The organism is Micromonospora sp. NBRC 107095, assembly GCF_030269705.1.
Lineage (GTDB): Bacteria > Actinomycetota > Actinomycetes > Mycobacteriales > Micromonosporaceae > Micromonospora > Micromonospora parva.
Genome location: NZ_BSTU01000008.1, coordinates 107,473 through 119,111, shown reverse-complemented (window position 1 = coordinate 119,111; position 11,639 = coordinate 107,473). Strand labels below are relative to the sequence as shown.

The following is an 11,639-nucleotide window of genomic DNA, read 5'->3' as shown; positions in this document are numbered from 1 at the left end:
AACTGACCAGTCCGGGGTATAAATCATCATTGGCACTGGCTTTACAAGCACCCTGTTGAGTTCTCAAAGAACAACCACACACCGATCAAAGCACCACACTCAGTGGAACCCATCCCGGGGCTTTACCACTCCACAACCCCGACGCTTTCAGCGCCAGGCACTTTTACTACGTTACCCGCTCGTTTCCGCCGTGTCAAACCGACATTTCCCGGTTCGTCGTGCTTCACCCGATAATGCGGGCACCATGTCGCGATCGGCTTGCGCCGCTCTCGTCATGGGATCGGCAGGCCGGCCGTCGCGATTTCCCGCGACCCGCCCGGTGCCCTGCCGGTTCGTAACCATACCCGGTCGGTTTCGCCGCGCCAAATCCGCCTCGCGGCGTTTCTGGTGGCACCTCCCGGTCGGGGTTCCGGTGGGCAAGCCCGCCCGACCCCCAGGCCGTTGGCCGGCGCTCCGGCCGTTTCAGGCTTTCGCCTGTTTCGTCCGTTCCGCGCTGGCAGAGAGAAAGTTACGCGTCCGGCGGGATGATCGTCAAATCCGCCGGACGCGTCCCCCGTCACATCGTCGACAGACGACTATTCAGCCAGCTCAACGCCCGCGAACGAGCGCTTCCCCCGGCGCAGCACCAGGTATCGGCCATGCAGCAGATCGCCCTGGGTCACCCCGGCGTCCACAGCGGTCACCCGGTTGTTGTTGACGTAGGCGCCGCCCTCGGCGATCACCCGTCGGGCCTCCTTGAGGCCGTTCACCAGGCCGGAGTCCCGCAGCAGACCCGCCACATCCGGCAATTCGCCGGTGAGACGTACGAGACCTGCCTCGGTCAGGGCCGCGCGCAGGGTCTCCGGCGCCAGGTCGTCCAGTGAGCCGCGGCCGAAGAGGGCCTGGCTGGCGGCGATCGCCTGGCGGGTCTCGTCGGCGCCGTGCACCAGGGTGGTCAGCTCCTCGGCGAGTGCCCGCTGCGCCAGCCGGGCCGCCGGCCGTTCGGCGGTCGCCTTCGCCAGCTCCTCCAACTCATCGCGGGAGCGGAAGCTGAAGTACCGCAGGTAGCGGTCAACCTCCTGGTCCTCCACGTTGAGCCAGAACTGGTAGAACGCGTACGGGCTGGTCATCGTCGGGTCGAGCCAGACCGCGCCGCCCTCGCTCTTGCCGAACTTCGTACCGTCGGCCTTGGTGACCAGCGGCGTGGTGAACGCCTGCACCGGCCCCACGCCCCGCCGGCGCACGTAGTCGACGCCGGCGGTGATGTTGCCCCACTGGTCGGAACCGCCGAACTGGAGCTGGCAGCCGTGGCGGCGGTGCAGCTCGTAGAAGTCGTTGGCCTGCAACAGCTGGTAGCTGAACTCGGTGAAGCTGATGCCGGTCTCCAGTCGGGCCCGTACCACCTCCCGCGCGAGCATCTTGTTCACCGGGAAGTGCTTGCCGACGTCGCGGAGGAACTCGACGATCGACATCTCGCCGGTCCAGTCCAGGTTGTTGACCAACTGCGCCGCGTTGTCCCCGGTGTACGACACGAAGGGCGCGAGCTGCTCGCGGATCCGCTCCACCCAACCGGCGATCACCTCGGTCGGGTTGAGCGCCCGCTCGGCGCTCTCCTTCGGGTCGCCGATCTGCCCGGTGGCCCCGCCGACCAGCAGCAATGGGCGATGGCCGGCGAGTTGCAGCCGGCGGGCCATGAGGACCTGCATGAGGTTGCCGACGTGCAGGCTCGGCGCGGTGGGGTCGAAGCCCACGTAATAGGTGGCGGCACTCCCACCGTCGAGCAGCTCGCGCAGCTCGTCGAGGCCGGTCGAGTCCTGGATCAGGCCACGCCAGAGCAGGTCATCGGTCAGGGAGGCCCGCCCGGGGGGCGGGAGGCTGCTGTCGGTCACGGTCACCGATTCTCCCCCATCGCCGGCACCGACCCGTACCGGGTTTGGCGCAACCCGCCCCGGCTAGGCTTGCGCCCCGTTGATCGAGGAGGGCTTTTGCCATGGAGATTCCGGATCTGACGGGTGGTTTTGCCGCCCTGCTCGGCCTCACGTTCGAAGAGGCGAGCGCCGACCGGGTGGTCATCAGCTGGCACGTCCGACCGGACCTGCACCAGCCGTTCGGCCTCCTGCACGGCGGGGTGTACTGCTCGGTCGTGGAGACCGCAGCCAGCGTGGGCGGTGCGATCTGGCTGGCCGACCGGGGCACCGTGGTCGGGGTGTCGAACCAGACCGACTTCCTGCGGGCCGTCCGGGACGGCGAGCTGACCGCCGTCGGCACCCCTGTGCACCGGGGTCGCAGCCAGCAGCTCTGGCAGGTGGAGATCACCGACGCCGACGAGCGGCTGGTCGCCCGTGGTCAGGTCCGGTTGCAGAACCTCTCGCCCGCCTGAGCGTCCGACCGCACCGGACGGGTCAGCTGCGGGCCTCGTCCAACACCGGCTCCGCGGCCTCGTCGGCGCCCGCGCCGGTGTCCTCGGGTACGCGGCTGAGCCGTACCTCGGTGATCGCCCGGTGGTCGATGCCGGCCACCATCAGCACCCAACCGTCCAGCGTGACGTCCTCCCCGGCGACGGTGGGGATGTGCCCGAGCCGGGCCAGCACCAGCCCGGCGACGGTGGTGTAGTCACCGGCCGGTCGCGACGGCAGCTCCACGCCGATGTCCGGAAGGTCGTGCACCGGGAAGGTGCCGGGCAGCAGCAACGCGCCGTCGGGGTCGCGGCGTACCGAGTAGCCGTCCCGGTCGGTCTCGTCGTAGATCTCGCCGACGATCTCCTCCAGGATGTCCTCCAGCGTCACGATCCCGTCGACGGCGCCGCGCTCGTCCACGACGAGCGCGATGTGCTGACGCTCGGCCTTGAACTGACGCAGCGCGTCCACCACCGGTAGCGAGTCCGGCAGCAGCATCGGCGGGCGGGCGATCTCGTCCACCGGGCGGTCGTCGGGCACGCCCACCAGGTCACGCAGGTGGATCACTCCGGCCGTGTCGTCCAGGCCGCCGTGGCGCACCACCGGCGCCCGGGAGTGCCCGGTGGCGGCCAGCACGAGTCGCGCGGCCTCCGCGGTGGTCCCGCTGTCGAGCGTGAAGACCTGCAACCGGGGTACGAGGACAGCCCGCAACCGCCGGTCGGCGATCTCCACGGCGCCGGCGATGATGGTGCGCTGCTCCTTGGTGAAGCCGTGGTTGCCGGCGACGATGTCGCGCAGCTCGTCCGGGCCGATCTCCTCCGGCTCGTGTTTGGGGTTGAGCCCGACCAGCCGGACCACCACGTCGCTGGTGGCGCCGAGCGCCCAGACGGCCGGGCGGGTGAAGCTGGCGAGCAGGTCGAGCGGGCGGGCCACCAGCAGCGCCCAGCGCTCGGCGGCCTGCATGGCGATCCGCTTGGGCGCCAGCTCACCGAAGACCAGGGTGACGAAGGTCAGCGCGAGGGTGACCGCCACGATCGCCACCGTCTCGGCGGCGCCGCCGAAAAACCCGAGCAATGGCACGAGGGGTTTGGCCAGCGAGACCGCCGCGGCGGCGGAGGCCAGGAAACCGGCGAGGGTGATGCCGATCTGGATGGTGGCCAGAAAGCGGTTCGGGTCCTTGGCGAGTCGGGCCAGCACCCGCCCGCCCCGACTGGTGCGTTCCAGCCGTTGGATCTGGCTGTCCCGCAGTGACACCAAGGCCATCTCGCTGCCCGCGAAGAGCGCGTTGATCACGACCAGGATTCCGACCAGGGCCAGTTGGCTCCCGTAGCTCTGCACGCCCGGTTCGCTCCCTCTCCGGTGGTGACGCCGGTCGGTCCGCGCGGCGCCCGCCGGTCGGTGGACCCGCCCGGCGTAGGCGTTGTCTGTGCCCCGTCCGACCCTGGCCGAATCCTGCCCGGGTGACGCAAACGCCGAGTGGGCGTGGACGTTGGCTGGGTTCTGTCTCGCAGTTCATGTCCGCCGGCAGGGGGTTGCGGTTGCGGTAGGCGGCGCGGGCGAAGTTCGGCGGTCTACCGCCGGCACGGCCCGGCCCGCGACATCCGACCGGAGTCTCTTGCGCGGACAGGTCTGCAATGCAAAGCTTACTTCATGACAGACGAATCCGCTCCCCAGGCGGACGGGCCTCACGAGCTGCTGGCGGCCGTGCGCGACCTGACACGCCAGGTCCGTGTCGCCCAGCGCGGCACATGGTTTCCGCTGCTGGTCTTCGCGGTGATCACCCTGGTCGCGATACCCGTCTACCGGTACGCCCCCTACCTCGATCTATTCGACACCTGCCGATCCCGCCCGCAGCAGACGGTCTGCGTGGCGCCCAACCCGGCGGAGCTCGGGTACTGGACGGTCGCGCTGGTGCTCGCCTACGCGGCGATCGCAGGCTTCTACGTAAGACAGGCCCGACGGCGTGGCGTGGGCACCCCGATCCGCCCCTACGTCATCGTCGGCATCGCGTTGGCCATTCTGATGGCGGCCGTGTCGATCTGGCAGACGTTCCACCCGCTCATCCCCGTCCCCGCCGACCCCTTCTCCACCGACCCGGTCGAGATCGAGGTCGGGCCGGCGGCATGGCTCGTCAACGGGCTGGCCAGTCCGATAGCGGTCATCGCGCTGGCGCTGCTGGTGCTCGCGTGGGTCGAACGCAACTGGGCGCTGCTGGCGTTCAGCCTCGTCTACCTGGCGATCGTGATGGTGCAGGGCGGCCAGTCCATCCACTCGGCCTCGCCGTGGTTCTTCCTGCCGCACCTGCTCGTCCCGGCGGCGCTGCTGCTGCTCGGCAGTGCCGCGTTCGCCCTGTTCCGGCAGACCGCCGAGGTTCCGGGGCGATGACCGACCATCCCACCAACGGCCTCGACGACGTGGTCCACCAGCGCGTCCGATTGGGCATCCTGACCATCGCGCACCAGGCCCGCCGGGTCGAGTTCGGTTTCCTGCGCACCACCCTGCAGCTGACCGCAGGCAACCTCGGGCAGCACCTGACCGTCCTGGAGAAGGCCGAGCTGATCCAGATCGAGAAGGGCTACGAGGGCAAGCGCCCACGCACCTGGGTGACTCTCACCGCTGCCGGCGAGGCGGCCCTGCGCGATGAGATCGCCTACCTCAAGCAACTCATCCAACAGGTCGAACAAGCGTCTGACGAACGAGATTCATGATCCGCGAGATGGGCCCTACGCCGTCGCGGTGGTCGGTGACGCCGGGAGATCGAGGACGTACGAGTCGCCCTCCGGGCGGAAGCCGAGCCGGTGGTAGTAGGGGGCGACCATCCCGGGTGGGCTGACCACCCGGTGGAAGCCGCGTTCGGTGAACAGGTGGCTGCGCCGGTAGACGAACTCGCCCGGGGTGAAGTCACGGAACTTCGGGGTCACGTAGTCCAGGTCGATCTGGGCGACGCCGGACGCCTCGGCGTGCGACAGCACCACACCGACCACCTCGTCGGCAGTCACCACGAGGAACGCCGAGCGCCCGGACGCGTCCGGATCCCAGCGGAAGCCGGGATTGAACCGGGCGATGTCGGCGGCGTGCACCCGCAGCGTGTGCGCGAGGAACTGGTCGCCGACGCCGACCTCCACCACCTGGTACGTCTTCTCGTCGTGCCGGGTGGCGAGCATCCCGCGCAGGTACCAGATGTTGATCGCCGCGAGCACGACGTTGAGCCCGACCATGGGCCAGACCTCGATCGCGGCGTTGTAGCCGATCAGCACGACGCAGCCGACGAGATTGATCGCGCGCAGTCGCAGCACGCGCGACTGCAGCAGCGACCAGACCAGCACCGCGGAGCCGGCCCAGCCGACGAGATCCAACCAGTTCACGTCGCGAGACTAGTGCCCGCCCAGGTCAGGGGCGTCGGCGGGCAGCTCCAGCAGCCACTCCTCGACGTCTTTGCCGCGGCCGTTGGCGTACCCCGAGTCCTCACCGACCACCACGAACCCGCACTTGCGTAGCACCGCGAGCGAGGCGGCGTTGTCCTTGGCGGCGCGGGCGTGCACCGGTCGGGGCAGCTCACGCAGCAGGGCGGCCAGGGCCGCCGTGGCGTGCCCCCGGCCCCAGCGTGCCGGGTCGATCCAGTAGCTGACCTCGGTCTGGTCGTCGACCGGGAAGGCGCTCACGTAGCCGACGACGTCGCCGTCGACCTCGACGGTGCGGACCAGGTTCGCCGGGTTGGTGAGCACCCGGGCCCAGTGCGCGGCGAACTCCCGGCGGTCGGACGGGTCCTTCGGGCCGAACGCGGCCATCCGGTTGGCCTCCGGGTCCTGCTGGTGCCGGAAGAACTCGACGAGGTCGTCCTCGCGGACCGGGCGCAGCCGCACATCAAAAGTCATCGGCCGAGGGTACGCAGAGGCGGTGACAGTACGGGACCTCTGACCCGCCGGCCGTACCATCCGGCCCTGCCGACGGCCCTCGACACATTGGTACGAACAGATGGAGAGGCCCGTGCGGTAACGAAAGTGGAGGTCGGAGCCATGCCCAAGTACGTCTACGACTTCATCGAGGGTGACCGGGGCAGGGCAGACCTGCTGGGCGGCAAGGGCGCGAACCTGAGCGAGATGACCAGGCTGGGGTTGCCGGTGCCGCCGGGGTTCACCATCAGCACCGACGCCTGCCGGGCGTACCTGGCGACCGGCGCACCGCCGGACGGGCTCTTCGCCGAGGTCAATGCGCATCTTCGGGATGTGGAGGCGCGACTGGATCGGCGGCTCGGCGACCCGCGCGACCCGCTGCTGCTGGCGGTCCGTTCCGGTGGGCGGTACTCGATGCCGGGGATGATGGAGACGATCCTGGACATCGGGCTCAACGACAACACGGTCGGCGGGTTGGCGGCGCACAGCGGTGACGCCCGGTTCGCCTGGGACTCGTACCGGCGGTTGATCCAGATGTTCGGCCGAACGGTGCACGGGCTGCCGGCGGAGGAGTTCGAACGGGAGCTTGAGGCCCTGCGCGCGACGGCCGGTCCGGCCGGGCCCAACGCCGAGCAGTTGCACGACCTGGTGGAGACGTACAAGAAGATCTTCGCCGCGCGGGTGGGGCACGAGTTTCCGCAGGCCCCGCACGAGCAGCTCTACCTGGCCATCCGGTCGGTGTTCGAGTCGTGGAACTCCCAGCGGGCACGGTTGTACCGCCACCAGGAGCACATCCCGGACGACCTGGGCACGGCGGTCAACGTCATGGCGATGGTCTTCGGCAACCTCGGCCCGGACTCCGGCACCGGTGTGGCGTTCACCCGTGACCCGGCCAGCGGCGCGCCCGGCGTCTACGGCGACTATCTCGCCAACGCCCAGGGGGAGGACGTGGTGGCCGGCATCCGCAACACGGTCGGCCTGCCCGAGCTGGCGCGCATCGACCCGGTGAGTTACCGCCGGCTGACCGAGATCATGGCGACGCTGGAGCGGCACTACCGGGACCTGTGCGACATCGAGTTCACCATCGAGCGAGGTCAGCTCTGGATGCTGCAGACCCGCGTCGGCAAGCGGACCGCCGCAGCCGCGTTCGTGATCGCCGCGCAGCTGGTCGACGAGGGGCTGATCACGCTGGACGAGGCGCTGCACCGGGTCAGCGGTGCCCAGTTGGCCCAGCTGATGTTCCCCGCGTTCGACCTGGCCGGTGCGCCGCGGCCGCTGGCCGTCGGCCTCGGTGCCTCCCCCGGCGCCGCGGTGGGGCGCGTCGTCTTCGACTCGGCAGCCGCCGAGGCGGCGGACGGACCGGTGATCCTGGTCCGCCGGGAGACCAACCCGGACGACCTGCCCGGCATGATCGCCGCGGCGGGAGTGCTCACCTCGCGCGGCGGCAAGACCTCACACGCCGCCGTGGTGGCTCGGGGTATGGGGCGTACCTGCGTCTGCGGGGCGGACGCGCTGCGCATCGACGCCGAGCGCGGCGAGTTCGCCGTCGGTGACCAGGTCGTCCGGGCCGGTGAGGTGGTCTCGATCGACGGGAGCACCGGGAAGGTCTACCCCGGCGAGTTGCCGGTGCAGCCCTCGCCGGTCGCCCGCTACCTCGCGGGTGAACTGGCACCAGAGGCCGACCCGCTGGTCGTGGCGGTGCACCGGCTGCTCGAACACGCCGACGCGGTGCGCCGGCTGGGCGTGCGGGCCAACGCGGACACCGGGGCGGACGCCCGGCGGGCACGACGCCTCGGTGCCACCGGAATCGGGCTGTGCCGCACCGAGCACATGTTTCTCGGGGCCCGTCGGCAGCTGGTGGAGCGGCTGATCCTGGCCGAGGGCCCGGACGAGGTGACCGCGGCGCTGGACGCGTTGCTGCCGTTGCAGCGGGCCGACTTCGTGGAGATCCTGACCGCGATGGACGGACTACCGGTGACGATCCGCCTCATCGACCCGCCACTGCACGAGTTCCTGCCGCCGCTGCACGAGCTGACCGCGCGGGTGGCCCGCGCCGAGGCACTCGGCGAGGATCCGGGCCGCGACGGCCGGCTGCTGGTCGCCGTACGCCGGATGCACGAGGCCAACCCGATGCTCGGGCTGCGCGGTGTGCGGCTCGGGCTGGTGATCCCGGGACTGTTCGCGATGCAGGTCCGGGCGATCGCCGAGGCCGCGGCGCAGCGGATCGGCGACGGCGGCGACCCGCGCCCGGAGATCATGGTGCCGTTGGTCGGCGACGTGCGGGAACTCCGCGCGGTGCGTGCCGAGATCGAGCCGGTCCTCGCCGGGGTGCCCGACGCGCCGGAGATCCCCCTCGGGACGATGATCGAGGTGCCGAGAGCGGCGCTGACCGCCGGGGAGATCGCCGGAGCGGCGCACTTCTTCTCCTTCGGCACCAACGACCTGACCCAGACCGCGTGGGCGTTCTCGCGCGACGACGTGGAGGGCTCGTTCTTCGACGCCTACCTGGAACGGGGAATCCTCGAGCTGTCTCCGTTCGAGCGCATCGACCCCGTCGGCGTGGGCCGCCTGGTCCGGCTGGCCGTCTCGGAGGGTCGGGCGGCCCAACCGAACCTCACCATCGGGGTCTGCGGCGAGCACGGCGGCGACCCCGACTCGATCGCGTTCTTCGCCGACGCCGGCGTGGACTACGTCTCCTGCTCGCCGTACCGGGTGCCGATCGCCCGGTTGGCCGCCGGACAGGCCGCCGTCCGCGCCACCACCGGTACGTCCGACTCCCGTTAGGAGGCAGCGCCATGACCGCGATCCTCAACCCGACCGGCGCGGCACCACTGAGCCCACCCGCACCCCGGCGGGTGCCCGAACCGCCGACCGCGCCGGTGACCGGAGCGCCGGTGGGCCCGGTGCTGGAACTGCCGGGCACACCGGCGAGCGCGCTGGTGCCGGTGGTCCGCGACGGCCGGGCGGTCGGCGCGTACGTCCTCTCCGGCGGTCAGGTCCGCTACCGGCCGGTGACCGACCCGGACCGGTTGCTCGCGGCGGCGACCGGGGCCTTCACGCTCGCGGTGCTCACCGCGGCCGTCGCCGTGGTCGGCCGCCGCAAGCCGCCCGCGATCGGCGCGGTGACGATGGGGCCGGGCGGCTGGGTCAGCCTGCGGGGTGTCCGCGCGCCGGCGCTGCGCCCGGCGACGCCGCGCCCGTGGTGGGCGCGGGCGCTGCGGGCGCACCGACTGGTCGTCGAACGCTGAGCGTGGACCGCCGAGGTCGAACCGTGGCTCCGGCGGTCCACGCTCAATCGCTGACGGCCGCGACCGCCAGCACGGCGGCGACCAGGGAACTCGCCACCGACAACAGCCGACGCCACGGCACCCGCGCGTCGAGCACCGGCAGGGCACGCCACCGGGTCGCCGCCAGGGCCACCCCCGCCGCGGACAGGCCGGCCCCGAGCGGCCACAGCCACGCCGGCACCACCAACCAGTCCCCCATGCGGTGGGCCAACCCGAGGTAGGCGAACGCCCACACCGACGCCGCCAGCAGCGTCACCCGGTCCAGTTCACGGCGGCGGGCGGTGCCGAGCAGGGACAGGCCGCCGAGGAAGGTGAAGGCCACCGCGAGACCGGCACCGATCCACCCGGGCACCACCGGTGCCGCAGCCCCGGCCTCCCGCTCCGACAACCCGAGCAGCCGCCGACCGATCGGATCGACCCCCCGGTCGGTGTTGCCGAGCACCACCACCGCCCTGCCGGTGGCCCGTTCGAAGCCGACGTAGGACCGAAACCCGCTGGTGGCGCCGTTGTGCCACACCACCTCGCGGTCACCGTGGCGGGTGGTGAACCAGCCGTACCCGATGCGGGTGTCGCCATCCTCGCGGAAGCGGGCGGTGGCGGCGTCGGCGCCCGGCGCGGTGCCGGCGAGGGTCGCAGCGGCCAAGCGGGCCAGATCCTCCGCCGTCGACCAGGGGCCGATGCCGGCCGGGGCGTACCCGGCGCCCGTCCAGGGGTCGAGCGGCCGGCCGCTGGCCCGGCTGCCCTGGGCGCGGTTGGCCGGCAGGTCGTCGGTGCGGGTGGCGACGACGGTGGCGGTCATCCCGAGCGGCCGGAGCAACCGCGTGTGCAGCAGGTCGGGGTACGCAACGCCGGCCTTCGCGGCGAGCGCATGGCCCAGCACGGACACCCCGACGTTGGAGTAGTGCACCTCGCCGCGCCCGCCGTCCGGGCTGACCCGGTCGCTGGTGCCGCGGAGGGTGTCGACGTCCTGCCCGGCGTACGGGTTGCCGCCGGAGACGTTGGCCCACATCAGGTGTGCCCAGGCCAGCGGGGAGCCGAGGGCCACCCGGGGCAGACCGGCACGGTGACTGGCCAACTCGGCGAGGGTGACCTCGCGGAGGGGACCGGTGACCGCGGGCCAGGTGGATTCGAGAGCGTCGTCGGGGTGGACGACGCCGGTGGCGGCCTGGTCGGCGAGGAGCATGCCGGTGAGCGTCTTGGTGACCGAGCCGATCTCGAACGGCGTGCCGGGCTCGACGGGCCGGCCGGCGGGATCGCGGTCGCCCAGGCCGGCGGTGCGGATCCGACCGTTCTCCACCAGGGCGACGGCGAGCCCACGGTACCCGGACGGGTCGGTCACGGCTGCTCGTGCGGCGTCGGCCAGCTCCGCGTCGCCGGTGGTGTGCGGGCCGAGTCGGGGCACCCGGGGCATCAGCGCGATCCCGACCAGGCCGGCGATCAGCGCGACGACGAGGGTGGTGACGGTCGTTCGGCGCATGGTTGTTCCCTCCTGGTGGTCGTCGCGTACCCGGCCGGACCGACGGGTGTGGGTCAGCGGCCCGCCGCGGTGAGGATGGCCAGCAGGGGCACCACGCGTTCGGCCGGTACCGCGTACCGCCCCCGGCCGGCGCTACGCAGCCAGCCGGCGGCGGTGATCTGGCGCAGGTGGTGGTGCAGTTGGCCGGTGGTGCCCAACTCCTCGATCTCGGCCAGCTCGCTGGTGCTCTGCCGACCGCCGAGGATCTCCCGCAGCAGGCGCAGCCGCACCGGGTGGGCCAACGCGGAGAGGGTGCTGGCCAACTCCGTCCAGTCGGCGGCGAGCAGGTCGTCGACGGTGCGGCCGTACTGCCAGTCGTAGTGCTGGTCGGCGACGCGGACGGTGCCGGTGTAGAGGACCGCGCCCGGCGCGCGGGTCGGCAGACGTTGCTTCAGGCCGTCGAGCGCCCAGAAGGTGCCCTCGGGGGCGGGCGGCGTCGGCGGTGCGACCGCCAACCGCTCGGTCAGCGTGGCGACCTGCTCCTCGAGTGCGGCCAGCCGCTTCTCCACTGCGCTCATAGTTCGATACTACGAAGTTACGTACTTCCGTGCAAGGCGCGGGCGCGAAA

The 11,639-nt window shown here is 71.5% G+C and carries 11 protein-coding genes; 5 read left to right on the top strand and 6 right to left on the bottom strand.

The window, feature by feature from the left end; translation table 11 throughout:
* Positions 1-575: 575 nt before the first annotated feature.
* Positions 576-1,868 (bottom strand): tyrosine--tRNA ligase, encoded by a 1,293-nt coding sequence (gene tyrS / locus QSK15_RS31585; protein WP_285797702.1) that lies wholly within the window; start codon positions 1,866-1,868, stop codon positions 576-578.
* Positions 1,869-1,969: 101 nt separating this feature from the next.
* Between tyrS and QSK15_RS31580 the strand changes: the two genes are divergently transcribed.
* Positions 1,970-2,359 (top strand): PaaI family thioesterase, encoded by a 390-nt coding sequence (locus tag QSK15_RS31580; RefSeq protein WP_285797694.1) that lies wholly within the window; start codon positions 1,970-1,972, stop codon positions 2,357-2,359.
* A 22-nt stretch (positions 2,360-2,381) separates the two neighbouring features.
* Here QSK15_RS31580 and QSK15_RS31575 read toward each other — a convergent pair whose 3' ends face one another.
* Entirely contained in the window at positions 2,382-3,713 is a 1,332-nt protein-coding gene (locus QSK15_RS31575; protein ID WP_285797693.1) for a hemolysin family protein, read from the bottom strand.
* 312 nt (positions 3,714-4,025) lie between these two features.
* Here QSK15_RS31575 and QSK15_RS31570 point away from each other — a divergent pair, with 312 nt between their 5' ends.
* Both QSK15_RS31570 and QSK15_RS31565 read left to right on the top strand, forming a co-directional pair.
* Entirely contained in the window at positions 4,026-4,760 is a 735-nt protein-coding gene (locus QSK15_RS31570; protein ID WP_285797692.1) for a hypothetical protein, read from the top strand.
* On the top strand, positions 4,757-5,083 hold the full coding sequence (locus QSK15_RS31565) for a transcriptional regulator (protein ID WP_285797691.1): 327 nt from the start codon (positions 4,757-4,759) through the stop codon (positions 5,081-5,083). Before QSK15_RS31570 ends, QSK15_RS31565 begins: the two co-directional genes overlap by 4 nt.
* A 15-nt stretch (positions 5,084-5,098) precedes the next feature.
* On the opposite strand, the gene QSK15_RS31560 is transcribed toward QSK15_RS31565, so the two are convergent.
* Both QSK15_RS31560 and QSK15_RS31555 read right to left on the bottom strand, forming a co-directional pair.
* Complete coding sequence (locus QSK15_RS31560; protein WP_285797690.1) at positions 5,099-5,740, bottom strand: hypothetical protein; 642 nt, start codon at positions 5,738-5,740, stop codon at positions 5,099-5,101.
* Between the two features lie 9 nt (positions 5,741-5,749).
* Positions 5,750-6,250: a GNAT family N-acetyltransferase gene (locus QSK15_RS31555; protein ID WP_285797689.1), complete on the bottom strand. Its 501-nt coding sequence runs from the start codon at positions 6,248-6,250 to the stop codon at positions 5,750-5,752.
* A 141-nt stretch (positions 6,251-6,391) separates the two neighbouring features.
* Here QSK15_RS31555 and ppdK point away from each other — a divergent pair, with 141 nt between their 5' ends.
* Together ppdK and QSK15_RS31545 are read left to right on the top strand one after the other, a co-directional pair.
* Positions 6,392-9,052 carry a pyruvate, phosphate dikinase gene (ppdK, locus tag QSK15_RS31550; protein WP_285797688.1) on the top strand — a complete coding sequence of 887 codons (2,661 nt, stop codon included), beginning with the start codon at positions 6,392-6,394 and terminating at the stop codon, positions 9,050-9,052.
* Between the two features lie 11 nt (positions 9,053-9,063).
* Entirely contained in the window at positions 9,064-9,516 is a 453-nt protein-coding gene (locus QSK15_RS31545; protein WP_285797687.1) for a hypothetical protein, read from the top strand.
* Between the two features lie 43 nt (positions 9,517-9,559).
* On the opposite strand, the gene QSK15_RS31540 is transcribed toward QSK15_RS31545, so the two are convergent.
* Entirely contained in the window at positions 9,560-11,032 is a 1,473-nt protein-coding gene (locus tag QSK15_RS31540; RefSeq protein ID WP_285797686.1) for a serine hydrolase domain-containing protein, read from the bottom strand.
* 53 nt (positions 11,033-11,085) lie between these two features.
* Complete coding sequence (locus QSK15_RS31535; RefSeq protein WP_285797685.1) at positions 11,086-11,589, bottom strand: ArsR/SmtB family transcription factor; 504 nt, start codon at positions 11,587-11,589, stop codon at positions 11,086-11,088.
* Positions 11,590-11,639 lie beyond the last annotated feature (50 nt).